Origin of the sequence: Bacillus badius NBRC 15713, assembly GCF_001591605.1 — a bacterium.
Classification (GTDB): Bacteria; Bacillota; Bacilli; order Bacillales; family Domibacillaceae; genus Pseudobacillus; species Pseudobacillus badius.
Genome location: NZ_BCVF01000035.1, coordinates 1 through 23,869 on the forward strand (window position 1 = coordinate 1; position 23,869 = coordinate 23,869).

Genomic DNA, 23,869 nt, shown 5'->3' on the forward strand with positions numbered 1-23,869 from the left:
ACCCTAAACAGAGAGCATTTTAATGCTCTCTGTTTTTTTATGCGGATTTTCATAAGCATTGATCTGACGAAGTAAGTTCCTTGTAACTTATTCCTTCTTTTTTCTCTATTTAATTTGTGATAAACTTACGTCATTGTTTCGGAGATTACTAATTAAAGGAGGATGCCCCATGCTGGAGAATGGATTGGTTATGGCCTTAATTATTTTAATTATTAATGTTTGTTACGTATCATTTTTTACAATTCGGATGATCTTAACGTTAAAGGGGTATCGTTATGTTGCTGCTTTTGTCAGCATGGTTGAAATTATCATCTATATTATCGGGCTGGGTATGGTACTCGATAATTTAAATGAAATTCAAAACGTTATTGCTTACGCTGTTGGTTACGGCTTAGGAGTAATTGCCGGAATGAAGCTCGAAGAGAAGCTGGCACTTGGCTACATTACAGTGAACGTCATTACGAAGGAATACGACAAGGATTTACCTAAACAGCTTCGTGCTCAAGGCTACGGTGTTACAAGCTGGGCAGCTAACGGGCTTGAGGGGGATCGGATGGCTTTGCAGATTCTGACACCGCGAAAATATGAATTAAAATTATACAGTCAAATTAAGGAACTAGATCCGAAAGCGTTTATTATTGCTTATGAACCTAAAACGATTCATGGCGGATTCTGGGTAAAAAGTGTAAAAAAAGGGAAGCTGGCAGAATGAGCAAAAAGAAAAAATTTTATTTACAGGAAAACGAAACGATTGATGCGTGCCTGCAACGCATGTCGGCAGAGGGGTATATCCCTGTGCGCAGGATGGAGCAGCCCATCTTTAAAGAAGAAGTGGTCAATGGAGAAAAGAAATACACTCCTGTTGGAAGAGAAATTATTTTTGAAGGAAAAATAAAGCCTTAAACACGAACATTAAAAAACAGATAAATATAATCGTTCGATTTTTTGTTGACAATAACCTTTTAAGCTTGTTAAGATGTAGATGACAAATATAGCGCCTCATATAATAGCGGGAATAAGGCCTGCAAGTTTCTACCCGATCACCGTAAATGATTGGACTATGGGGAAAGTATTTCTTATCTGGGATTTAGTATGATTTTAATGAGCTTGTTGCCCGGGTGAGCTGCTTTCTCTTTGGAGAAAAACAGCCATCCGGGCTTTTTATATTGTGATTACTTACTTTAAGGAGGCCAATCATGTCAGTAGAAGTTGGCGTAATTATGGGAAGCACCTCTGATTGGGAAACGATGAAGCATGCCTGCGATATGTTAGAAGAGCTCGGTGTTTCATTTGAGAAAAAAGTGGTTTCTGCACACCGGACGCCTGATCTTATGTTTCGATACGCTGAAGAGGCAAGAGAGAAAGGTTTAAAAGTTATTATTGCTGGTGCAGGTGGAGCGGCCCATCTGCCAGGAATGGTGGCAGCCAAAACAACTTTGCCGGTGATCGGCGTACCTGTTCAATCAAGAGCATTAAATGGCTTAGATTCCTTATTGTCTATCGTGCAAATGCCAGGGGGCGTGCCGGTAGCGACTGTAGCCATCGGGAAGGCCGGCGCAATTAACGCCGGACTATTGGCTGCTCAAATTTTATCTGTGACGGATAAGGAAGTGGCTGCAAGGTTGGAGGAGCGCCGCCAAAAGATTGAAGAAACTGTATTGGAAAGTAGTGATCAACTTGTCTAGAGAAATGATTATGCCCGGACAAACGATAGGAATTATCGGCGGCGGACAGCTTGGCCGGATGATGGCTCTAGCAGCCAAAGAAGCGGGTTTCAAAATAGCTGTTCTGGAGCCGGGAGAACATTCTCCGTGCGGACAAGTAGCGGACGTGGAGATTCATGCGGCTTATGACGATCCAGCAGCTTTGGATCAATTGGCGGCTATCAGTGATGTTATCACCTACGAATTTGAAAATATAGATTATGACGGCTTAAAAAAACTGCAAGAAAAAGCATTTGTTCCACAAGGAGCAGAATTGATCAAAGTGACGCAAAACCGCGTGGCTGAAAAAGAAGCCATTACCAAGGCCGGCGTGCCGGTAGCCCCATATGCGGTGATCACAGAAGCAGAAGAAATTTATGATAAGATAGATAAGCTCGGATATCCTGCTGTCTTGAAAACAGCGCGCGGCGGCTATGACGGCAAGGGGCAATTTGTCATTAAAGAAGCGGTCCAGATTGAAGAAGCGGCTCAGCTTTTAAAGCATGGTGTATGTGTACTGGAAAAATGGATTCCGTTTGAATGTGAAATTTCAGTGATTATCACACGAAATATCGAAGGGGAAACCACTTATTTTCCGGTCGGAGAAAATGTACATAAAGAAAACATTCTCCATGAAACGATCGTACCGGCAAGGGTGACGGATAGCGTCAAAGACAAGGCGGTCCAAGCTGCTGAGAAAATTGCTGAAGCGCTCTCGCTCGTGGGCACGCTGGCTGTAGAAATGTTCGTCGGAAAAAATGGGGAAATTTACATTAACGAGTTAGCACCAAGACCTCATAATTCGGGGCATTATACAATTGAGGCGTGTGACATGTCCCAATTCGGCCAGCATATTCGCGCGATTTGCAATTGGCCGCTGAAAACGCCTGAATTATTGAAGCCTGCTTTGATGGTCAACATTCTTGGTGAGCATGTGCCGGGAGTGCTGGATGGAATCGCGAAGCATCCGGAGTGGTCTGTTCACCTATACGGAAAGGCGGAGGCAAAGATCAAGCGGAAAATGGGCCACATCACAATTTTAACAAACGACATAGAGGCTGCACTTGAAGAAGTAGAGGCTAGCGGGATCTGGAGCAATAATGGAAAGCTGATCGGAGGACAAAAGAAATGATTGAACGTTATACGCGTCCTGAAATGGGAGCTATCTGGACAGAGGAAAACCGTTATCAAGCTTGGCTGGAGGTTGAGATTCTTGCTTGTGAAGCATGGGCGGAACTTGGTGAAATCCCAAAGGAAGACGTCCAAAAAATTCGTGAGCATGCGGGCTTTGATGTGAACCGCATTAAAGAGATTGAAGAAGAGACACGCCATGATGTGGTGGCCTTTACACGCGCGGTGTCTGAAACACTTGGAGAAGAGCGAAAGTGGGTCCATTACGGCTTAACTTCTACAGATGTAGTAGATACAGCCTTGTCTTATTTATTAAAACAAGCCAATAGCATCTTAAGAAAAGATCTTGAAAACTTCGTTGATATTCTTAAGGAAAAAGCAAAAGAGCATAAATACACTGTAATGATGGGACGGACGCACGGTGTTCACGCAGAACCGACTACATTCGGCTTAAAGCTTGCTCTTTGGTATGAAGAAATGAAAAGAAATCTTGAGCGTTTTAACCAAGCAGCAGAAGGAGTAGAGTACGGCAAGATCTCGGGAGCTGTCGGCACATATGCCAATATTGACCCGTTTGTTGAAGCGTACGTTTGCAAGCGGCTTGGTACAAAGCCGGCGCCTATCTCCACACAAACGCTGCAGCGTGACCGTCATGCCCATTACATGAGCACACTTGCTTTAATTGCGACATCAATCGAGAAGTTTGCGGTGGAAATCCGCGGCTTGCAAAAAAGTGAAACACGCGAAGTGGAAGAGTTCTTTGCCAAAGGACAAAAGGGTTCGTCCGCTATGCCGCATAAGCGCAATCCGATCGGATCCGAAAACATGACGGGGCTTGCCCGTGTCATTCGCGGCCATATGTTGACAGCGTATGAAAATGTTCCTTTATGGCATGAGCGTGATATTTCACATTCTTCGGCAGAGCGGATTATTTTGCCGGATGCAACGATTGCCTTGAATTACATGCTGAACCGTTTTGGAAACATCGTGAAAAACCTAACCGTTTTCCCTGAAAACATGAAGCGCAATATGGATCGGACATTAGGTCTGATTTATTCACAACGCGTTCTGCTTGCTTTAATCGATAAAGGCATGGCGCGCGAAGCTGCCTATGATACGGTTCAGCCGAAAGCGATGGAGGCGTGGGAAAATCAAGTTCCATTTCGGACATTGATTGAAGCAGATGAGAAAATCACATCAAAGTTAACCGCTGCAGAAATCGCTGACTGCTTTGACTACAACTATCATTTGCAGCATGTAGATACGATCTTCACCCGTCTTGGATTAGATCAATAATTAAATAGCAGTTCCCGTTCAGGCGGGAACTGCTTCTAACTACTAGTGACTGAAGATTTTTATTATTTTTACAAGGGGGAAGTTGCGTTGGAAAAGGGCCCAATGCTTTATGAAGGAAAAGCGAAAAGGATTTATGCAACGGATCAGGAGAATGTAGTTTTGATCTCCTACAAAGATTCAGCAACAGCTTTTAACGGAGAAAAAAAAGCAGAGCTGGCAGGCAAGGGAAGGCTGAATAATGAAATTAGCAGCCGTATCTTTTTAAAGCTTAAAGAGCTCAATATCCCCTCACACTTTATTGAACAGCTTTCAGAACATGAGCAGCTGGTTAAGCATGTAACGATTATTCCGCTTGAAGTCGTAACGAGAAATGTGGCGGCCGGAAGCCTGGCTAAACGTCTTGGACTGCAGGAAGGACAAGTATTTGATCAGCCAATCGTTGAATTCTACTTTAAAGATGATCAACTTGGTGATCCTCTTCTTACTGAAGACCACATTCAGTTATTAAATATTGCTGCCAAAGAAGAAGTAGCTGAGATAAAAAAACAAGCTTTGGCGATTAATGAAGCACTCCTTTCATTATTTGCAGAGATGGAAATCGATTTGATCGACTTTAAAGTCGAATTCGGCAAAGACCAGGATGGCGCCATCCTGCTGGCTGATGAAATTTCACCAGATACGTGCCGCCTGTGGGAAAAGAATACAAATCGCAAGCTGGATAAGGATGTGTTCCGCCGCGATTTAGGAAACTTAGTAGAAGCATATAAAGAAGTGTTTAATAGATTAGGAGGAAACCAGCATGTATAAAGTAAAGGTATTCGTTACTCTAAGAGAGAGTGTATTAGATCCGCAGGGGAAAGCAGTTCAGCAGTCATTAACTAATCTTGGCTATGAAGGTGTGCAGGATGTGCGCATCGGCAAATATATGGAGCTGACTATTGACGGAAGCAATCAGGAAGTAGAGAAGACGGTGCAGGAAATGTGTGAAAAACTGCTGTCTAACCCCGTTGTCGAAGATTACAGATATGAAATTGAGGAGAGTGTTCAGCAGTGAAATTCGCAGTGATCGTATTCCCGGGCTCTAATTGTGACGTTGATATGTTCCATGCCGTACAAGATGAATTAGGCGAGGAAGTAGAATATGTTTGGCATGATGCGGATGACTTAAGCGAATTTGACGGCATTTTGCTGCCAGGCGGCTTCTCCTATGGAGATTATCTTCGCTCCGGAGCGATTGCTCATTTATCTAAGGTGATGAGCGAAGTGAAAAAAGCAGCTCAAGCAGGAAAGCCCGTTCTAGGTGTGTGCAATGGATTTCAAATTTTGCTTGAGTCAGGCTTGCTGCCAGGTGCCATGCTCCGCAATAAAGACTTGAAGTTTGTTTGCAAGCCGGCCCAGCTCAAAGTCGAAAATAACGAAACGATGTTTTCTTCCTTATACAGCAAAGGAGAAAAGGTAACAATTCCTGTCGCTCATGGAGAGGGAAACTACTACTGTGATGAAGCGACATTACAGCAATTACAAGCAAATCAGCAAATTGTATTTACGTATACAGACAATTTTAACGGCAGTCTCGAGTCCATCGCCGGAATCGTGAACGAACAAGGCAATGTTCTTGGCATGATGCCTCATCCTGAGCGGGCGGTTGATGAGCTGCTTGGAAGTGCGGACGGATTAAAATTATTTCAATCAATTGTAAAACAATGGAGGGAATCTCATGTCGTTAATGCTTGAACCGAGTGCATCACAAATTAAAGAACAGAAAATTTACCGTGAAATGGGCATGACGGATGAGGAATTTGCCAAAGCGGAGGAGATTCTTGGGCGTACACCAAACTATACGGAAACGGGTCTTTTCTCTGTTATGTGGTCCGAGCACTGCAGCTATAAAAACTCTAAACCGGTGCTCCGTAAATTCCCGACAACAGGCGAGCGCGTTCTTCAAGGTCCGGGGGAAGGAGCCGGAATCGTTGATATCGGTGATGAACAGGCTGTTGTATTTAAAATTGAAAGCCACAACCACCCTTCAGCCATTGAGCCCTATCAAGGCGCTGCCACAGGTGTCGGCGGGATTATCCGTGATGTGTTCTCCATGGGAGCCCGTCCGGTAGCAATGTTAAATTCATTGCGTTTCGGAGAGCTGGATTCCAGCCGCGTAAAATATTTATTCGAGGAAGTCGTAGCAGGCATCGCCGGTTATGGCAACTGTATCGGCATTCCGACAGTCGGCGGAGAAGTGCAATTCGACCGCACCTACGAAGGCAATCCGCTCGTTAATGCGATGTGTGTTGGATTAATTGATCATAAAGATATTCAAAAAGGCCAGGCAAAAGGCGTCGGCAATACGGTCATGTATGTAGGAGCCAAAACAGGCCGCGACGGCATCCACGGAGCTACATTTGCTTCTGAAGAATTGAGCGAACAATCTGAAGAAAAGCGCCCGGCTGTTCAAGTAGGCGATCCATTTATGGAAAAGCTGCTCTTGGAGGCTTGCCTTGAGCTGGTGAAGAGTGATGCGCTCGTCGGTATTCAAGATATGGGAGCGGCTGGATTAACCAGCTCTTCGGCAGAAATGGCAAGCAAAGCTGGTTCCGGGATCGAAATGAACCTGGATGTTGTTCCTCAGCGCGAAACGGGAATGACACCGTATGAAATGATGTTATCGGAATCACAGGAACGGATGCTCATCGTTGTTAAAAGAGGGCGTGAACAAGAAATTGAGGAGCTTTTTGCCAAATACGGTTTAGAAGCAGCGACTGTGGGCCGTGTCACTGATGATGGCATGCTTCGTCTGCTTCACAAAGGCGAAATTGTTGCAGAAGTGCCTGCGGATGCCTTGGCTGAAGATGCTCCAGTATATTATAAGCCATCCGAGGAACCGGCTTACTATCGCGATTACCAGGCGATGGAGCAGGAAACTCCTCAAGTGGAGGATTTGAAAGAAACGCTTATGCAGCTGTTATCTCAACCGACGATTGCCAGCAAAGAATGGGTCTACGGACAATATGACTATCAAGTGCGGACAAATACAGTTGTCGCACCGGGCTCTGATGCTGCTGTTGTCCGTGTGCGCGGCACAAACAAAGCTTTGGCGATGACGACAGACTGCAACTCCCGTTATTTATATCTTGACCCTGAAGCGGGCGGAAAAATTGCTGTCGCGGAAGCAGCCCGCAACATTGTGTGTTCAGGCGGTGAGCCGTTAGCCATTACCGACTGTTTAAACTTCGGAAATCCAGAGAAGCCGGAGATTTTCTGGCAGCTTGAAAAAGCAACAGATGGAATGAGTGAAGCTTGCCGGGTATTGAGCACGCCGGTCATCGGCGGGAATGTCTCTTTGTATAACGAAACAAATGGTACAGCTGTTTATCCTACGCCAGTTGTCGGCATGGTCGGCTTAATCAAGGATCTTTCCCATATTACTACTCAGACGTTCAAACAAGCTGGCGATTTAATCTATATGATCGGCGAAACAGCAGTTGAATTTGGCGGCAGCGAACTGCAAAAGCTGCAAAATGGCGGGGAAATTTACGGCAAAGCTCCCGCAATCGATTTAGCTGTAGAGGAAAAAAGACAGGCCAGCTTATTAAAAGCGATCCAAGCAGGCGCAGTGCAGTCTGCACATGACATAGCAGAAGGCGGCTTCGCTGTAGCGCTTGCTGAGAAAGCTTTCGGAACGGAGCTTGGAGCGAACGTTAGGCTTGACGGTCACATTGAGGCGGCAGCTGCTTTATTCAGCGAAACACAATCCCGCTTTATCGTGACGGTCAGCAAGGAAAAGCAAGAAGTGTTTGAATCCATTGCAGCTGATGCCAAGCTCATTGGAGAAGTAACAGCAGAAGCGGCTTTAGTAATTAAACAGCAAGAGGAAACGGTCATCGAAGCAGCAGTAAATGAACTTGAAGGAGCTTGGAAAGGAGCGATCCCATGCTTGCTGAAGTCAGAGGCTTAAATGAAGAATGCGGCGTATTTGGCATATGGGGACACGAGGATGCGGCACAGATTACGTATTACGGCCTGCAGAGCCTGCAGCATCGCGGCCAAGAAGGAGCCGGAATCGTGGCGACAGACGGCAAACACCTGCACGGCGTCAAGGGTGAAGGGCTTGTAACAGAGGTCTTTACTCAGAAGAAGGTCCAAGAATTGCCTGGCTTCGGTGCCATTGGCCATGTAAGGTACACAACAGCAGGGGGCGGCGGATATGAAAATGTTCAGCCGCTGCTGTTTCACTCACAATCCGGGAGCCTTGCACTGGCGCATAACGGAAATTTAATTAATGCTACCTCGCTAAAACACCAGCTGGAGGGGCAAGGGAGCATTTTTCAAACGACCTCGGATACCGAAGTGCTGGCGCATTTAATTCGCCGCGGAGGCTTCGGCACGATGAAAGATCAGGTAAAGCATGCTTTATCCATGCTGAAGGGCGCTTATGCGTTTCTAATCATGACAGAACATGAATTAATGGTGGCGCTTGATCCAAATGGTTTGCGTCCATTATCGATTGGCCAGCTTGGGGAGGCCTTTTGTGTTGCTTCTGAAACATGCGCGTTTGATATCGTCGGCGCAAAATTTATCCGCGATGTGGAGCCGGGTGAGCTTCTGATTATTAATAAAGACGGTGTGCGCTCTGAACGCTTCTCCATGGCAACAAACCAGTCCATCTGTACGATGGAGTACGTTTATTTTTCCCGCCCTGACAGTGACATTCACGGAATTAATGTGCACAGCGCGCGGAAACGCTCAGGCATTCAGCTGGCGAAAGAAATGAACATTGAAGCCGACGTGGTTACTGGCGTGCCGGATTCCAGCATTTCAGCTGCCATTGGCTTTGCGGAAGCAACGGGCATTCCGTATGAAATGGGGTTAATTAAAAATCGGTACGTTGGCCGGACATTTATCCAGCCTTCCCAATCCTTGCGCGAACAGGGAGTGAAAATGAAGCTTTCGCCGGTTCGCGGTGTGGTGGAAGGAAAGCGTGTCGTGATGGTGGATGATTCTATCGTTCGTGGCACGACAAGCCGACGGATTGTCAAAATGCTGAAGGATGCCGGGGCATTGGAAGTGCATGTGTGCATTACCTCACCTCCGATTAAAAATCCTTGTTACTATGGCATTGACACTTCGACAAGAGAAGAATTGATTTCGGCAAGCCACTCGGTAGAAGAATTGAGACAAGCAATTGGTGCAGATTCTTTAACCTTTTTAAGTGTGGAAGGCTTGATTGAAGCGATTGGCCATGAAAAGCAAAATAGCCATTGCGGCCAATGTCTTGCCTGCTTTACAGGCGAGTATCCGACAGAGATTTTGCCGGATACTATGCATCCGCATGATAAAGAACTGATGTGTTAATGAAGGAAAACTGGCTGTTCATGCAGTTAAGAGGAGATAAGGGGGACCTACGAAATGGCAAAGTCGTATGAAGCGGCAGGAGTAAACATTGAAGCGGGCTATGAAGCGGTGGAACGGATGAAGAAGCATGTAAAGCGGACGAATCGCGCCGGTGTGATGGGGACATTGGGCAGTTTTGGCGGTATGTTCGACTTGTCTGCTGCGGGTGTAAAAGAACCGGTATTAGTATCCGGCACAGATGGGGTTGGCACGAAATTAAAGCTCGCTTTTATGATGGACCGGCATGATACGATCGGCATTGATTGCGTGGCAATGTGCGTGAACGATGTAATTGTCCAAGGAGCAGAACCGCTTTACTTCCTTGATTACATTGCCTGCGGCCAGGCTTTGCCGGAAAAGATCGAGCAAATCGTCAAGGGAGTGGCCGATGGCTGCGAACAGGCAGGCTGTGCTTTAGTCGGCGGAGAAACGGCCGAAATGCCCGGTATGTACAACGATGGTGAGTATGATATCGCTGGTTTTACCACAGGGGTTGCTGAAAAAAGCAAGATAATTACAGGAGAGACCATTGAAGCAGGCGATGTGCTTATTGGATTGCCTTCAAGCGGTGTACACAGCAACGGGTTTTCTCTTGTGCGCAAAATCTTTTTCGAACAGCACGGCCTTAAACCGGATGCGGAGCTTGAAGAACTGTCAGCGCCTCTTGGAGACGTGCTGTTGACACCGACAAAAATTTATGTGAAGCCAGTGCTTGAAGTATTAAAGCAAATGGAAGTGAAAGGCATGGCTCACATAACGGGCGGCGGATTTGTCGAAAACGTTCCGCGTGCGCTGCCTGAAGGCTTAGGAGCCGTTATTACAGAAGGCACCTGGGAAGTTCCGGAGATCTTTGAAGCATTGAAGGTATACGGCGAGCTTGATACGAAAGAAATGTACAATATTTTCAATATGGGCATCGGATTAGTGATGATCGTGTCCGCGGAAGAAGAGGAACAGGCGAAGCAGCTGATTGCTAAAGCAGGGGAGAAAGCTTATACAATCGGCCGGGTCATCTCAGGCGAAGGGGTTCAATTCGAGTCATGAAAAAAGGGGAAAAAGGCAGCATCGCTTTATTTGCATCCGGAAGCGGGAGCAATTTTCAAGCGATTGCAGAAGCCGTTCAACAAGGGGAAATTCCAGCTCATATTGCTTTGTTAGTTTGTGATCAGCCAGATGCTTATGTCATCAAACGTGCGGAACAATTGAATATTCCAGTGTTTTCATTTCGGGCAAAGGACTATAGCTCTAAGGCAGAATTTGAACAAGAGATAGTAGGCAGGCTTCGGGAAGCGGGGGTTGACTTTGTTTTTCTAGCAGGATATATGCGGTTGATTGGAGAAACGCTTTTAGATGCGTACCGCGGAAAAATCGTCAATATCCATCCTTCCCTGCTGCCTGCTTTTCCAGGGAAAGACGCCATTGGCCAGGCATTTAACGCCCGGGTAAAGATTGCCGGAGTAACGGTTCACTTTGTAGACGAAGGAATGGATACAGGTCCGATTATTGATCAAGAAAGTGTTCGGATGGCAGAAGACGAAACACGGGAATCATTGCAGAAAAAAATTCAGGAAGTAGAACACCAGCTGTATCCGCGGGTAATTAAAAAACTTCTAACTGGAGCAGCTATGGAGGGAATAACAGAATGAAAAAACGCGCTTTACTGAGTGTATCAGACAAAACAGGCATTGTAGATTTAGCGAAAGAGCTAATCGCTTTGGATTTTGAGATTATTTCTACAGGCGGTACAAAAAAGATGATCGAAGAGGCAGGATTGCCGGTGATGAGCGTGAGCGACGTGACCGGGTTTCCGGAAATTCTTGAAGGCCGTGTGAAAACGTTAAACCCATTTATCCATGGCGGCCTTTTAGCAAAAAGAGGCGAAGCGGATCATGCAAGACAGCTTGAGGAACAAAAGATTGCTCCAATCCATTTAGTTTGCGTTAACTTATATCCATTCCAGCAAACGATTGCCAAACCGGATGTAACTGTAGACGATGCGATTGAAAATATTGATATCGGCGGTCCGGCTATGCTGCGCGCTTCCGCTAAGAACCATGAGTATGTGACCGTTATTGTAGATTCAGCAGACTATGAGACCGTGCTGGCTGAACTGAAATCCACGGGGGACACAACAAAAGAGACGAGAAGAAAACTGGCAGCGAAGGTATTTCGCCATACGGCCGCCTATGACGCCATGATTGCCGGCTATATGACAGGGTTGACAGGCGAACAGCAGCCAGAAAAAATGACATTTACATATGAATTAAAGCAGCCGCTTCGTTACGGAGAAAACCCTCATCAACAAGCTGCTTTTTATGAGCAGCCGCTTGGTTCTGCCTTTTCGGTGGCCCGCGCTAAACAGCTGCATGGGAAGGAACTTTCCTACAATAATATTCGTGATGCAGATGCCGCTTTGCAAATTGTGAAGGAGTTCGCTGAACCAGCAGCGGTAGCGGTGAAGCATATGAACCCATGCGGTGTTGGAGCAGGAAAAACTATTCAAGAAGCGTATGAGCGAGCGTATGAGGCAGATCCGACTTCTATCTTTGGAGGAATCGTTGCTTTAAATCGCCCTGTAGACGAGGCATTGGCTGAAAAACTGCATGAGATCTTCTTGGAGATTATTATTGCACCGGAATTTACAGACGAAGCACTTGCTGTTTTAACGGCAAAGAAAAACCTTCGGCTGTTAACCTTGCCATTCGATAAAGGCAATGATAATGAGAAAGTATTAACCTCTGTAGAGGGCGGCCTGCTCGTTCAAGATTTGGATCTTCATTCGCTAAATGAGGCTGATCTTCGTGTTGTAACAAAACGAGAACCGACAGAAGAGGAATGGGCAGCTCTTAAGCTGGGCTGGAAAGTTGTCAAGCATGTTAAGTCGAATGCCATCGTTGTGACAGACGATAAAATGACGCTTGGTGTTGGAGCGGGACAAATGAACCGTGTTGGCGCTGCCAAAATCGCTCTTGAACAAGCAGGAGACAAGGCAAAGGGTGCGGCTCTTGCTTCGGATGCTTTCTTCCCGATGAGCGATACAGTGGAAACAGCGGCTAAAGCGGGCATTACAGCGATTATTCAGCCAGGCGGGTCTATTAAAGATGAAGATTCAATTAAAAAAGCAGATGAATACGGCATTGCGATGGTTATGACCGGCATTAGACATTTTAAACATTAATCGAGCAGGGAGGAACACAAATGAACGTTCTTGTTGTTGGCCGCGGAGGAAGAGAACATGCGATTTGCAAAAAGCTTTCGGAAAGTCCGCAAGTGCAGACAGTTTTTTGTGCCCCTGGAAATGCGGGCATCGCCCAGGATGCAGAAATCGTGGAGATTGATGAAATGGATTTTGCCGCACTGAGCGAATTTGCTGTGAACCAAAATGTTGCTCTTACCGTAGTCGGCCCTGAAAATCCGCTTTCTGCCGGAATCGTCGATTACTTTCAAGAAAAAGGATTAAAGGTGTACGGGCCGGATAAGGCAGCGGCAGAGCTTGAAGGCAGTAAATCGTTTGCTAAGATGATGATGGAAAAATACAGCATTCCTACTGCCCGTTATGCTGCATTTGACAATTACCAAGAAGCAAAAGCTTATATTGAGGAGCAGGGAGCGCCGATTGTGCTGAAAGCAGATGGGCTGGCCGCTGGGAAAGGCGTGACTGTTGCTTTGACGCTGGAAGAAGCACTGTCCGCTCTTGAAGAGATGATGGTAGCCAAAAAATTTGGAGAAGCTTCTTCGAAGTTGGTGATTGAGCAATATCTCGAAGGAGAAGAATTTTCCTTAATGGCGTTTGTTCACGGAGAGAACGTCTATCCAATGCAAGCAGCCCAAGACCATAAGCGGGCTTTTGATAATGATGAAGGGCCGAACACAGGCGGCATGGGGGCTTATTCACCGATTCCCCACATTTCTGCTGATGTGATTGAGCAGTCTGTTCAGGACATTCTGCTGCCGATTGCCAGAGGAATGGCAGCGGAGGGGCGTCCATTTACCGGTATTATTTTTGCTGGTCTTATGCTGACAAAAGAGGGACCGAAAACGATTGAATTTAATGCCCGTTTCGGCGACCCGGAAACGCAAGTGGTGCTGCCGCGCCTTCAGTCCGATCTTCTCCAAGTTTTCCTTGATGTGCTTGATGGCAAAGATCCGGAGCTTAAATGGAAGGATGACGCCGTGCTTGGCGTTGTGCTTGCGGCAGACGGCTATCCCGAAAGCTACGAAAAAGGCCATCCTATTAAAGGGCTTGAAAACATTGATCCTTCCGCTGTGTTGCATGCCGGAACATTCAAGGACGAAGCCGGTTTGGTTTGTGCGAATGGGGGACGGGTGCTGCTTGTGACCGGCATTGCCCCTTCCATTCATGAATCGAGACAAGAAGCCTATAAAAAAATAGCGAAGATTGAAACAGATCACTTCTTCTACAGAAAAGACATTGGAAGCCGCGCAATTGCGAGCGCCCAATCAGCAAATTAAAAATAAGGCCGCAGTGCGCGGCCTTATTTTTCGCTATATCACAATGGATGTTTGTGAAAGGCTCCGCTTGGGAAGGAATAATCATGACTGGGCCAAGAAAGCTCAGCCATGATTATTGAAGTGAAAGGCGGAATGACATGTTTCATTATACAAAGAAAGTTTCTCTTCCTTTAGAAGAAGCTATTGTCCAATTAGAAGAGGCTTTGACAGGCGAAACGTTCGGCGTGCTTTGGCAACTTGATATTCAGAAGAAACTGCAGGAAAAAGGCGTGGGTTTTGACAAAAAGTTTATCATATTAGAAGTATGCAATCCGCAGGAGGCAAAAAAGGTGCTGGAAGAGGAAAACTTGGCCGGTTACTTTTTGCCATGCAAAATTGTTGCGTATGAAGAAAACGGACAGACGAAAATTGGAATGCCAAAGCCGACGACACTTATTTCCATGCTCGAAAATGACAAGCTCAAAGAAGTGGCTCAAGGGATCGAAAATAGATTGATCGGCTGTATTGATGCTGTTGAATAAAAAGAAGAGCGACCCGTCTTCTCAGGAGCTATTTACAACTCTATGAATGAAAAGTGAATGCTGATGGAAAACAGACTCGACAAGCTTCCGGGTCTGTTTTCTTTTGCTCTATTCACGAGCAAAAACACAAACAAGCAAGAGTCATATTTAAAGGAGAAATATAATAGTAAATGGTATGCGCATTTTTTCACATATTGTTCAAAAAAAATATAATTCTTTAATGCTTTAACATATAGAATATGTTAAGATGACACTAATCTAAAATACGGGATGATTGCTTCCTTTCAGGAGGGGTGTTTAGATAGATGTTAGAACAGAGACATCAATGGAAAAACAAACAATTAAGAGAACATGTAGCAGTGATAAACGGTGACCTTTCTCCTACTCTTGTATTAAAGAATGCCCGCTTTTTGCATTCTGTGCTTAATCAGTGGATGACAGCTAATATATGGGTATATGAAGACCGGATTGTTTACGTGGGAGAAGAGATGCCGGAGAATCATAGAGGCGAAATATATGATTGCAGTGGAAAAACACTCGTTCCAGGTTATATTGAACCGCATGTGCATCCATTTTTGCTTTATAATCCGCAAAGTTTTGCCGAATATGCTGCGAAAACTGGTACAACGACATCTATCAATGATAACCTTATGTTGTTTTTGGCGTTAGAAGAAAAGAAAGCGTTTTCTTTGCTGGAGGAATTTCGCTCGCTGCCTGTCAGCATGTACTGGTGGTGCCGGTATGACGGACAGACTGAGCTGGAGAATGAAGAAGAAGTCGTTTCCAACGCAGCTGTGAAGTCATGGATTGAACATGATGCAGTCGTGCAGGGAGGCGAGTTGACCGGCTGGCCGAAGCTGTTGGGCGGCGATGAAATGATGCTTCACTGGATTCAGGAAACGAAGCGGCTCCGCAAGAGAATTGAAGGCCATTTTCCGGGGGCTTCCGAGAAGACATTAACAAAGATGGCTTTGCTTGGAGCAGACAGCGACCATGAATCTATGAGCGGACAGGATATTTATAAGCGGCTGATGGCTGGATATATGGTTTCCCTGCGTCACTCATCGATTCGCCCGGATCTGGAAGTGCTGCTTCAGGATATGAAGGATATGGGCTTGAATCAATATGACATGATGATGTTCACAACAGATGGCGCAAGCCCTTCGTTCTATAGAGAGGGCATACTAGACTGGATGATTGCTAAGGCTATAGAATATGGCATTCCGCCTATCAGTGCTTATCATATGGCCAGCTATAACGTTGCCAGATATTATCGCATGGATCATTTGCATGGCATGATTGCGCCGGGCCGGATCGCTAACATTAATATTTTGCAAGACGAGTTTCATCCTTCACCGGTTTCTGTGCTGTCGAGAGGACAATGGATGAAGAAAGAAAAAGAAACCTTATCCTTTCCAGAGATCCAGTGGGAAAAATTTGGATTTGGGCCGCTGAAATTGGATTATAGCCTGAAAGAAGAAGATTTGCAATTCTCCATGCCCTTTGGCATAGAGCTTGTCAATAATGTGATTACTAAGCCGTACTCTCTTGAAAGGGATATGTCAGCGGAGGAAATAGCGACTACAGACGATGAAAGTTTCCTGGTGCTGCTCGACCGCCAAGGAAAGTGGCGGGTGAACACAACTCTTAAAGGGTTTACTTCCAAGGTGGAAGGGCTTGCCTCTTCTTTCTCCAACACAGGGGACATTCTTCTGATTGGAAAATGCAAGCGGGAGATGGAACGTGCGTTTAACCGGATGAAGGAAATCGGCGGCGGCATTGTCTTAGCGGAAGGGGAAAAAGTCATTTATGAAATTCCGCTCGCGCTTTCAGGTATTATGTCGACGAAGCCTTTTGAGGAAATTATGGATAAAGAGGAAAAGCTGAAGGAACTGTTGACGGAACGGGGCTACTTATATAACGATCCGCTGTATACATTGTTATTTTTGTCATCGACGCATCTGCCGTATATTCGCATTACTCCGCGAGGAATGTATGACGTGATGAAGAAAACGGTACTCTTTCCGACAATAATGCGTTAAAATAGTAAAGTATAGAGAAAGATATATGGGAGTTTATGTATGAGAAAATTGACCATACTTGCCTTATTAACAGGCGCTTTGCTTATGGGCGGCTGCTGGGGAGAAAAAGAGACGAAAGTAGAAAAAGACAGCGGGCAAGAAGCAAAGGGACAACATTACACGTTTCCGTTAACGGGGAAACAGACAAACGAACGGCCTGAACAGCGCTCAATTGCTGTTGTCATGAATAATCATCCTCAAGCCCGGCCGCAAACCGGCCTGGCTGAGGCGGATATTGTCTATGAAGTACTCGTCGAAGGAAACATGACAAGGTTTCTCGCAATTTATCAAAGTGAACAGCCTAAGGAGGCGGGCCCGGTCCGCAGTGCACGAGATTACTTTATTGATCTGGCTGAAGGCTATGACAGCTTATTCATTGCTCATGGATACAGTCCGGAGGCAAAAGAGCGGCTATTTAGCGGAGAGGTCGATCAAATCAACGGCATTCAGCACGATGGAACGATTTTTGAAAGGGACGCTTCCCGCAAGGCACCGCATAATTCTTATGTTCAATTTGATAAGGTGCAGGAGAAGGCCGAAGAAAAAGGATACGGGATGGAAGAAATGCCGGACCGGCTAAACTTTCTCAAGTCCTCAGATGCCGTAGCGGATGCCGGACAGAACGCATCGTCTGTTCAGGTGAATTATTCGACCAAGCCTGCTTTTCAGGTGGAGTATAAATATGATCCGGACAAGAAGAGCTATGAACGGTTTGTTGGGGAAGAACAGCAATTTGATCGGAAAACAAAAGAAGCAATCAGGGCGAATAATGTATTTATCATTGAGGCCGAACACCGTGTAACAGATGGAGAGGGCCGCCTGGATATTAATCTTTCTTCAGGCGGAAATGCCTACCTTCTTCAAAACGGGGTCGTTCACACGGCTGAATGGTCGAATGTGGACGGTCGGATTTTACCTTTTAAAGATGGCGCACCGATGGGATTTGTGAAAGGGAAAACGTGGATTAACATTATTCCTGCTTCTAAAGGGTTAGATAAGATGGTAGCTTTGAGAAATAACTAAAAAAGGGGTTTGACGCTTAATATGCAAATTGAGAAGCTGCGTGGAAGAGAATTGGACCAATTGTTTGAAGCGGTTCTTTCACTTCGCGATTTAGAAGAATGTTATTTATTTTTCGATGATCTTTGCACGGTAAACGAAATTCAGTCTCTGGCTCAGCGTTTAGAAGTAGCCCGCATGCTTAAAGAAGGAAAAACCTATCATAAAATTGAGAGCGGGACAGGTGCCTCCACTGCTACCATTTCACGGGTCAAACGCTGTCTTAACTACGGAAATGATGCGTATCAGCTTGTTTTGGACCGCTTGAAGGAAAAGCAGGTCTTAAAAGAACAGCAGCCCTAAGAGGACTAGCTGTATAAAAGTATAACGTTAATTGTTGATTTCTTGCCTTCAGCGCTTGTTGAAAACAAAAACTGAAATTAATGCCGTTAATTAACAGAGCTAAAATAGAACAGGGTCTGCCCTCCATCGCCTTTATGTACGGATGCGGTGAGGGGCAGACCTTTGTTTTAGCATAGGGAAACAAATGTTATAATGATGGGGTGCCAATTTGCCGAAGGGCAGCCGGCACAGCCAAAAGAATGGAGGAAATTGCTAGATGTATGATGTGCGTGAATGGCGTCATGTGTTTAAGTTAGATCCAAATAAGGAGATAGATGATGTAGCCCTTGAGCAGATATGCGAGTCGGGAACAGATGCAATTATGATCGGCGGCAGCGATGGCGTGACCTTGGAAAATGTATTAAATTTAATGGCGCGTGTCCGTCGTTACACGGTTCCTTGTGCATTGGAAATATCAACGATTGAATCGATTACACCGGGATTTGACCTTTATTTTATCCCAATGGTATTAAACAGCAGCAGCGTTGAGTGGGTAACTGGCCTCCATCATCAAGCAGTGAAGGAATACGGAGAGCTGATGGATTGGGAAGAGATTTATATGGAAGGCTACTGTATTGCCAATCCGGATTGCAAAGCGGCAGCGCTAACGGCAGCAAATGCTCAGCTTGATATAGAGGACATCACAGCGTATGCGATGATGGCTGAAAAAATGTTTCAGCTGCCTTTGTTTTATTTAGAATACAGCGGAACCTATGGGGATATCACAGCCGTAAAAGCCGTGCGCGACACGCTGGATAAAACAGTATTTGTGTATGGCGGCGGCATTAGCGGGCCTGAACAGGCAAGAGAAATTGCCCAACATGCAGATATCGTTGTGGTAGGTAATGCTGTATATGAAAATTTAAAGCAAGCACTTCAAACCGTTGCAGCGGTGAAAAATGAGATATAATAAGAACGAATGTTCTAATAGGCGGTGAGAGTAGAATGCAATTTTTAACAGAAAAGCTATTAACAGGTTTGAATGAGCAGCAGCAGGAAGCGGTTAAAGCAACGGAAGGACCGCTGCTCATCATGGCAGGCGCGGGATCTGGGAAGACGAGAGTGCTGACGCACCGCATTGCCTACTTGATGGTAGAAAAACGGGTGAATCCGTATAACATTCTGGCCATTACATTTACTAATAAAGCGGCACGGGAAATGAAGGACCGGATTAGTGCTTTGCTTGGCGGAGCGGCGGAAGAAGTATGGATTTCCACCTTTCACTCTGCTTGTGTCCGCATATTGCGGCGGGATATTGACCGGATCGGCTATAATCGCAACTTTACGATTTTAGATACAACAGATCAGCAATCGGTGATTAAAGGGATATTGAAGGAGAAGAACCTCGATCCGAAAAAGTTTGATCCGCGCGGCATTTTGGCAACGATCAGCTCGGCGAAAAACGAACTGATTGATCCGGAAACCTTCAGCAAGCGCCAAGGCGGCTATATGGAACAAATAGTGGCTGAAGTCTATACGGAGTATCAAAAACGCCTGAAGAAGAACCAGGCGCTCGACTTCGACGATTTGATTATGATAACGATCCAGCTATTTCAGCGGGTTCCGGAAGTGCTGGAGTTCTATCAGCGCAAATTTCAATATATTCATATCGATGAGTACCAGGACAGTGCGACACGTTGCTAATTGAAAAGATTAGCCACTAGCATCAATGCTAGGAGAACTAAGAATCCGAAGAGTCGAATGAAGGGGTAACGCCCTGAAAGGCTCGCCTAATCCTCCGAATAGCGTTCAATGGTGCAAAACATTGAGGGTTATAAGCTCGGTGAAGTCGGTTGAAGGTCATCCTAACGTGTTATGACGAGGAAAGCTCTCTGGGGGCAGAGGGTATGGCTGATAGACCGGGGTTCTACAAGACAATCTATGGTGAGAAATTAGATGTCACAGCCATCTATTGACGAAATTCCGAATGTACGGCTCTAGAGGTATAGCTATTCGAAATGGATAGTCCTTCATGTAAGGGTTAGTGAGGTAGAGTAAAATTTGTCTTTATGAAATACCTTATGATGTTATAGGCATCATCCAGCTAACAGGGCTAGAGGAATCACCTACGGATTGTGTATGTATAGATAGGATTCTTGGAACGTGGTAAGCCGGCAACGTGGAGAGTTTGCACTCTATGAAACGGTGGCAGGGAAAGCGCATATTTCGAAAGAATATACGTATAACCTCCTTTATGTCGGTGAAGGTGATGGCATAGTACCAATGAAACTGTGATAACAAACAGCGGAGGGATGGCCATCAGTCAACTGTTAGAAGACGACATTATTAACACAGAATTTCAGGTTCGAGTATGACTAAGAGAAATGAAAGCTGAAATTACAGACCCAATTTGGGGATGTAAAGAGGTGAGTAATTGACTGAAAACCATGCAAAGCCGAAGAAGTTAAAACGTCAAAAGCTGAGAAACAATGAGTATTACAACACGCAGGACATGTTTGACAAGCTATATCAGCTAAGTTCGGAAGGAAAAACTTTTAGTAAGTTATATGAATTAGTCGTTCACCCAGCCAATGTCAAACTTGCTTTCCGAAACATAAAGAAAAACAAGGGAAGTAAGTCGGCGGGAGTGAACCACCACACTATATTCGCAATCGGACTCAGGAGCCCTGATACGCTTGTACAATACGTCAAAAATCGCTTAGAGGATTATAAACCTCATAGAGTAAAGCGCAAGGAAATCCCTAAACCAAGTGGTGATATTCGACCATTAGGAATTCCCACTATCGAAGACAGACTTATTCAGCAATGCTTATTACAAGTTCTTGAACCTATATGCGAAGCTCGCTTTCATAAACATAGCTATGGATTTCGACCTCATCGGAGTCAAATCCACGCATATTCAAGGGCTGTAACATTGGCTAACAAAAACAAATTACATTATGTAGTAGATGTTGATATTAAAGGTTTCTTCGATAACGTAGACCATGGCAAGCTGCTTAAACAACTATGGACGATAGGAATTAGGGATAAACGAATACTTTCGATTATTAGCAAATTGCTTAAAGCTGAAATTAAAGGCATTGGAAAGCCTGCAAAGGAAACGCCACAAGGAGGAATTATTTCTCCCTTACTTTCAAACGTTGTATTGAATGAATTCGACTGGTGGATCAGCAATCAGTGGGAAACATTTAAAACGAGGAAGGATCACACAAAAATGCGTGTAATCGGTGGAAAACAGCGATTTGACCAAACGGTAAAATACGCAACCCTTAAAAGGTATACCAAATTAAAGGAAATGTTTATCGTAAGATATGCAGATGACTTTAAAATCTTTTGTAGAAACCACAAAACAGCATTTATTGTATTTGAAGCTGTTAAGAAGTGGTTAAGCGAAAGGTTAGGCCTTGAAATCAGCCATGAAAAATCGAGAGTCGTCAACTTGCGCAAGAACTACTCAGAGTTTCTTGGGTTTAAATTCAAAGTAGTTCAAAAAGGGAAAAAGCGTGTTGTTAAATCGCATATGTCGGATAATTCAAGACGCAAGGTGATCGAGAAAATTAAAGCGAAAGCTGAATCTATTCGCAGGAATCAGAGTAAAGCTGAAGTGACTAAATTTAATTCGACCATCTTGGGAATCCGCAATTATTATCGTTATGCGACTCACACTGCCAAGGATTTCAGTGAAATTTCTTACTCAGTCAAGCGAATCCTGTATAACAAACTTAAAAAAGTAAAGAGCAACAAGGGGTGTATTACTCCGTTCTTTCAAAAAGCATATAAAGATTATCTGAATAAAAAGAAAATCTTTGCTTGTGGAATGATTTTATTCCCAATAGATGGAGTAAAGCATAAAAGCCCTTTGAACTTCACTCAGGAGAAAAATTCATATACCGCAGATGGAAGAGTCTTGGTTCACAACAGCCAAGAAGCTGTACCATCCTTTATGGTGCATTACTTGATGGAGAATCCAATCAGAAGTGAAAGTATGGAGTATAACGATAATCGACTGTCAAAATATATCGCTCAACTTGGAAAATGTGCTATAACCAGTAGAGCGTTAGTCATCGGAGAAATGGAACTCCATCACAAGAAGCCAAGAAAAATGGGCGGTAAGGATACTTATCAAAACCTTATATTTGTATGTAAGGAAGTCCATAAACTTATCCATGCGGTAAATGAAAGAACTATTAGCAAGTACCTCAACATCTTAAAGCTCAATGAGGAGCAGCTGAGTAAAGTTAACACTCTTCGCAAAAAAGTGGGGAACTGTGTAATTGATAATGTAGCGAGCTAGTAGTTGATGGGGCGCCGTATGAGGTGAAAGTCTCACGTACGGTGCTAAGCGGGGGAAAAGATGGAGATGATTTCAAAGTCTTACCTATCGCAACCGAATAGAGCACAATACATGTTAGTGAAGCTGTTGGCCAGCCGTTTTCAAAACTTGTGTGTTGTCGGGGATTCCGATCAAAGTGTATATGGCTGGCGCGGGGCGGATATTGCAAACATCCTCTCATTTGAGAAGGATTACCCGCAATCGCGGGCGATTTTTCTTGAGCAGAATTACCGGTCAACGAAGCGGATCTTGCATGCGGCGAACGAGGTTATTAAAAATAACTTCAACCGCAAGCCGAAGAACTTATGGACAGAAAATGCGGATGGGTGCAACATTTCCTATTTCCGCGGAGATACGCAGCAAACAGAAGCTCAGTTTGTAGCGGGGAAAATTAAAGAGATGACGGCCAGCGGAAAGCGAAAATGCTCGGACATTGCCGTGTTATACCGGACGAATGCCCAATCCCGTGTGATTGAAGAAATATTGATGAAATCGAATATTGATTACACGATTGTCGGCGGCATCAAGTTCTATGACCGCAAAGAGATTAAAGACTTGCTCGCCTATTTGCGGCTCATTGCTAATCCGGCTGACGATATCAGCTTGCAGCGGGTTATTAACGTGCCAAAACGTGGACTTGGCTCGACGTCTCTTGATAAAATATCACGGTATGCGCAAGAAAATGATTTGACGATGTATGAAGCCTTGGCAGAGGCTGACTTTATCGGTCTAAGCGGCAAGGCAGCAAAGACGGCCTTGGAATTCCGGCGCTTAATTGAAACATATACCCAGCAGCAGGAGTACTTATCGGTTTCTGAGTTAGTGGAAGAGGTGCTGGAGCGCACAGGTTACCGTGATATGCTGCTAGCGGAAAAGACGATTGAATCGCAAAGCCGGCTGGAAAACATCGAAGAGTTTCTTTCAGTGACAAAGAGCTTTGAAGATAATAGTGAAGACAAAAGCTTAGTAGCCTTTCTGACCGACCTGGCCCTTATTGCAGATATTGATGAAGTAGGCAAAGAGGAAAAGGTGCAGGATGCAGTGGTATTGATGACTCTCCATGCTGCCAAGGGTTTAGAGTTTCCGGTTGTCTTTTTAATGGGAATGGAAGAAGGCGTCTTTCCGCACAGCCGCTCTTTGATGGATGAAAATGAAATGGAAGAAGAACGGCGTTTAGCCTACGTTGGGATCACAAGGGCAGAAGAAGAGCTCTATTTAACGAACGCTCAAATGAGGACATTATACGGACGGACAAGCATGAACCCTGTTTCCCGGTTTATTGGCGAAATTCCGGCGGATTTAATTGATGATCTGGCAGCAGACAGAAAGGTCAATACGTCCTTCGGATTAAAAACACCGCCGTCCCGCCGCCCGGTGACACGGCCGCAAATCAAGACGGCCAATACAAACAGCGATTGGAAAGTCGGCGATAAAGCAACCCATAAGAAATGGGGGACAGGAACGGTGGTTAGTGTAAAAGGCAGCGGAGATAGCATCGAGTTAGATATCGCCTTCCCAAGCCCCATTGGGATTAAGCGCCTTTTAGCGGCTTTTGCCCCAATTGAAAAAGCGTAAATGAAG

The 23,869-nt window shown here is 45.1% G+C and carries 22 protein-coding genes, 1 pseudogene and 1 riboswitch; all 23 genes and pseudogenes read left to right on the forward strand.

Going from position 1 to position 23,869, the window contains the following annotated elements; all coding sequences use genetic code 11:
* The first annotated feature begins 169 nt into the window (after positions 1-169).
* Positions 170-712: a DUF2179 domain-containing protein gene (locus BBA02S_RS15425; protein WP_041101088.1), complete on the forward strand. Its 543-nt coding sequence runs from the start codon at positions 170-172 to the stop codon at positions 710-712.
* Positions 709-903: an NETI motif-containing protein gene (locus BBA02S_RS15430; RefSeq protein ID WP_041101090.1), complete on the forward strand. Its 195-nt coding sequence runs from the start codon at positions 709-711 to the stop codon at positions 901-903. Before BBA02S_RS15425 ends, BBA02S_RS15430 begins: the two co-directional genes overlap by 4 nt.
* A gap of 76 nt (positions 904-979) precedes the next feature.
* A riboswitch (purine riboswitch) is annotated at positions 980-1,081 on the forward strand.
* Positions 1,082-1,196: 115 nt separating this feature from the next.
* Positions 1,197-1,685: a 5-(carboxyamino)imidazole ribonucleotide mutase gene (gene purE / locus BBA02S_RS15435; protein ID WP_041101092.1), complete on the forward strand. Its 489-nt coding sequence runs from the start codon at positions 1,197-1,199 to the stop codon at positions 1,683-1,685.
* A gap of 4 nt (positions 1,686-1,689) precedes the next feature.
* The gene (gene purK, locus BBA02S_RS15440) at positions 1,690-2,835 is read left to right on the forward strand and encodes a 5-(carboxyamino)imidazole ribonucleotide synthase (RefSeq protein WP_174521408.1); all 1,146 of its coding nucleotides are present in this window, start codon (positions 1,690-1,692) and stop codon (positions 2,833-2,835) included.
* Entirely contained in the window at positions 2,832-4,130 is a 1,299-nt protein-coding gene (purB, locus tag BBA02S_RS15445) for an adenylosuccinate lyase (protein WP_041101094.1), read from the forward strand. The genes purK and purB overlap by 4 nt, the downstream gene beginning before the upstream one ends.
* An 87-nt stretch (positions 4,131-4,217) precedes the next feature.
* Entirely contained in the window at positions 4,218-4,937 is a 720-nt protein-coding gene (gene purC / locus BBA02S_RS15450) for a phosphoribosylaminoimidazolesuccinocarboxamide synthase (protein ID WP_041101096.1), read from the forward strand.
* Positions 4,930-5,184: a phosphoribosylformylglycinamidine synthase subunit PurS gene (gene purS / locus BBA02S_RS15455; RefSeq protein ID WP_041101098.1), complete on the forward strand. Its 255-nt coding sequence runs from the start codon at positions 4,930-4,932 to the stop codon at positions 5,182-5,184. Before purC ends, purS begins: the two co-directional genes overlap by 8 nt.
* Positions 5,181-5,864 (forward strand): phosphoribosylformylglycinamidine synthase subunit PurQ, encoded by a 684-nt coding sequence (gene purQ, locus BBA02S_RS15460; protein ID WP_041101100.1) that lies wholly within the window; start codon positions 5,181-5,183, stop codon positions 5,862-5,864. Before purS ends, purQ begins: the two co-directional genes overlap by 4 nt.
* Complete coding sequence (gene purL / locus BBA02S_RS15465; protein ID WP_041114182.1) at positions 5,848-8,082, forward strand: phosphoribosylformylglycinamidine synthase subunit PurL; 2,235 nt, start codon at positions 5,848-5,850, stop codon at positions 8,080-8,082. Before purQ ends, purL begins: the two co-directional genes overlap by 17 nt.
* Positions 8,058-9,479 carry an amidophosphoribosyltransferase gene (gene purF / locus BBA02S_RS15470; RefSeq protein ID WP_041101104.1) on the forward strand — a complete coding sequence of 474 codons (1,422 nt, stop codon included), beginning with the start codon at positions 8,058-8,060 and terminating at the stop codon, positions 9,477-9,479. The genes purL and purF overlap by 25 nt, the downstream gene beginning before the upstream one ends.
* Before the next feature lie 54 nt (positions 9,480-9,533).
* Positions 9,534-10,562, forward strand: coding sequence for a phosphoribosylformylglycinamidine cyclo-ligase (purM, locus tag BBA02S_RS15475; RefSeq protein ID WP_041101106.1), 1,029 nt, complete (start codon positions 9,534-9,536; stop codon positions 10,560-10,562).
* Positions 10,559-11,164 (forward strand): phosphoribosylglycinamide formyltransferase, encoded by a 606-nt coding sequence (gene purN / locus BBA02S_RS15480; RefSeq protein WP_041114183.1) that lies wholly within the window; start codon positions 10,559-10,561, stop codon positions 11,162-11,164. Before purM ends, purN begins: the two co-directional genes overlap by 4 nt.
* Positions 11,161-12,696, forward strand: coding sequence for a bifunctional phosphoribosylaminoimidazolecarboxamide formyltransferase/IMP cyclohydrolase (purH, locus tag BBA02S_RS15485; protein WP_041114184.1), 1,536 nt, complete (start codon positions 11,161-11,163; stop codon positions 12,694-12,696). Before purN ends, purH begins: the two co-directional genes overlap by 4 nt.
* Before the next feature lie 20 nt (positions 12,697-12,716).
* The gene (gene purD, locus BBA02S_RS15490) at positions 12,717-13,991 is read left to right on the forward strand and encodes a phosphoribosylamine--glycine ligase (protein WP_041114185.1); all 1,275 of its coding nucleotides are present in this window, start codon (positions 12,717-12,719) and stop codon (positions 13,989-13,991) included.
* Positions 13,992-14,128: 137 nt separating this feature from the next.
* Positions 14,129-14,512, forward strand: a complete 384-nt coding sequence (locus BBA02S_RS15495) for a DUF302 domain-containing protein (RefSeq protein ID WP_041114186.1) — start codon at positions 14,129-14,131, stop codon at positions 14,510-14,512.
* 305 nt (positions 14,513-14,817) lie between these two features.
* Positions 14,818-16,554, forward strand: coding sequence for an adenine deaminase C-terminal domain-containing protein (locus tag BBA02S_RS15500; RefSeq protein WP_041114187.1), 1,737 nt, complete (start codon positions 14,818-14,820; stop codon positions 16,552-16,554).
* Between the two features lie 39 nt (positions 16,555-16,593).
* Positions 16,594-17,616 (forward strand): DUF3048 domain-containing protein, encoded by a 1,023-nt coding sequence (locus BBA02S_RS15505; protein WP_041101118.1) that lies wholly within the window; start codon positions 16,594-16,596, stop codon positions 17,614-17,616.
* 21 nt (positions 17,617-17,637) lie between these two features.
* A complete protein-coding gene (locus BBA02S_RS15510) occupies positions 17,638-17,955 on the forward strand; it encodes a YerC/YecD family TrpR-related protein (protein WP_041101120.1) in 318 nt (105 codons plus the stop codon).
* 256 nt (positions 17,956-18,211) lie between these two features.
* Positions 18,212-18,904: a heptaprenylglyceryl phosphate synthase gene (pcrB, locus tag BBA02S_RS15515; RefSeq protein ID WP_041114188.1), complete on the forward strand. Its 693-nt coding sequence runs from the start codon at positions 18,212-18,214 to the stop codon at positions 18,902-18,904.
* Positions 18,905-18,939: 35 nt separating this feature from the next.
* A pseudogene (locus BBA02S_RS15520) lies at positions 18,940-19,623 on the forward strand (UvrD-helicase domain-containing protein); the annotation flags it as partial.
* 474 nt (positions 19,624-20,097) lie between these two features.
* On the forward strand, positions 20,098-20,229 hold the full coding sequence (locus BBA02S_RS21350; protein ID WP_255211760.1) for a hypothetical protein: 132 nt from the start codon (positions 20,098-20,100) through the stop codon (positions 20,227-20,229).
* Between the two features lie 217 nt (positions 20,230-20,446).
* Positions 20,447-22,249: a group II intron reverse transcriptase/maturase gene (gene ltrA / locus BBA02S_RS15525; RefSeq protein ID WP_082040264.1), complete on the forward strand. Its 1,803-nt coding sequence runs from the start codon at positions 20,447-20,449 to the stop codon at positions 22,247-22,249.
* Between the two features lie 60 nt (positions 22,250-22,309).
* Positions 22,310-23,863 carry a 3'-5' exonuclease gene (locus BBA02S_RS15530; protein WP_082028259.1) on the forward strand — a complete coding sequence of 518 codons (1,554 nt, stop codon included), beginning with the start codon at positions 22,310-22,312 and terminating at the stop codon, positions 23,861-23,863.
* The last annotated feature ends 6 nt before the right edge of the window (positions 23,864-23,869 follow it).

Coding starts and splice junctions, on each gene's coding strand:
- purK (WP_174521408.1), top strand. CDS start 1,690: ATGATTATGCCCGGACAAACGATAGGAATTATCGGCGGCGGACAGCTT.
- ltrA (WP_082040264.1), top strand. CDS start 20,447: ATGTTTGACAAGCTATATCAGCTAAGTTCGGAAGGAAAAACTTTTAGT.
- BBA02S_RS15495 (WP_041114186.1), top strand. CDS start 14,129: ATGTTTCATTATACAAAGAAAGTTTCTCTTCCTTTAGAAGAAGCTATT.
- purE (WP_041101092.1), top strand. CDS start 1,197: ATGTCAGTAGAAGTTGGCGTAATTATGGGAAGCACCTCTGATTGGGAA.
- purF (WP_041101104.1), top strand. CDS start 8,058: ATGCTTGCTGAAGTCAGAGGCTTAAATGAAGAATGCGGCGTATTTGGC.
- BBA02S_RS15530 (WP_082028259.1), top strand. CDS start 22,310: ATGGAGATGATTTCAAAGTCTTACCTATCGCAACCGAATAGAGCACAA.
- purM (WP_041101106.1), top strand. CDS start 9,534: ATGGCAAAGTCGTATGAAGCGGCAGGAGTAAACATTGAAGCGGGCTAT.
- purH (WP_041114184.1), top strand. CDS start 11,161: ATGAAAAAACGCGCTTTACTGAGTGTATCAGACAAAACAGGCATTGTA.
- purB (WP_041101094.1), top strand. CDS start 2,832: ATGATTGAACGTTATACGCGTCCTGAAATGGGAGCTATCTGGACAGAG.
- purN (WP_041114183.1), top strand. CDS start 10,559: ATGAAAAAAGGGGAAAAAGGCAGCATCGCTTTATTTGCATCCGGAAGC.
- purL (WP_041114182.1), top strand. CDS start 5,848: ATGTCGTTAATGCTTGAACCGAGTGCATCACAAATTAAAGAACAGAAA.
- BBA02S_RS15510 (WP_041101120.1), top strand. CDS start 17,638: ATGCAAATTGAGAAGCTGCGTGGAAGAGAATTGGACCAATTGTTTGAA.
- BBA02S_RS15425 (WP_041101088.1), top strand. CDS start 170: ATGCTGGAGAATGGATTGGTTATGGCCTTAATTATTTTAATTATTAAT.
- pcrB (WP_041114188.1), top strand. CDS start 18,212: ATGTATGATGTGCGTGAATGGCGTCATGTGTTTAAGTTAGATCCAAAT.
- BBA02S_RS15500 (WP_041114187.1), top strand. CDS start 14,818: ATGTTAGAACAGAGACATCAATGGAAAAACAAACAATTAAGAGAACAT.
- BBA02S_RS15430 (WP_041101090.1), top strand. CDS start 709: ATGAGCAAAAAGAAAAAATTTTATTTACAGGAAAACGAAACGATTGAT.
- purD (WP_041114185.1), top strand. CDS start 12,717: ATGAACGTTCTTGTTGTTGGCCGCGGAGGAAGAGAACATGCGATTTGC.
- purS (WP_041101098.1), top strand. CDS start 4,930: ATGTATAAAGTAAAGGTATTCGTTACTCTAAGAGAGAGTGTATTAGAT.
- BBA02S_RS15505 (WP_041101118.1), top strand. CDS start 16,594: ATGAGAAAATTGACCATACTTGCCTTATTAACAGGCGCTTTGCTTATG.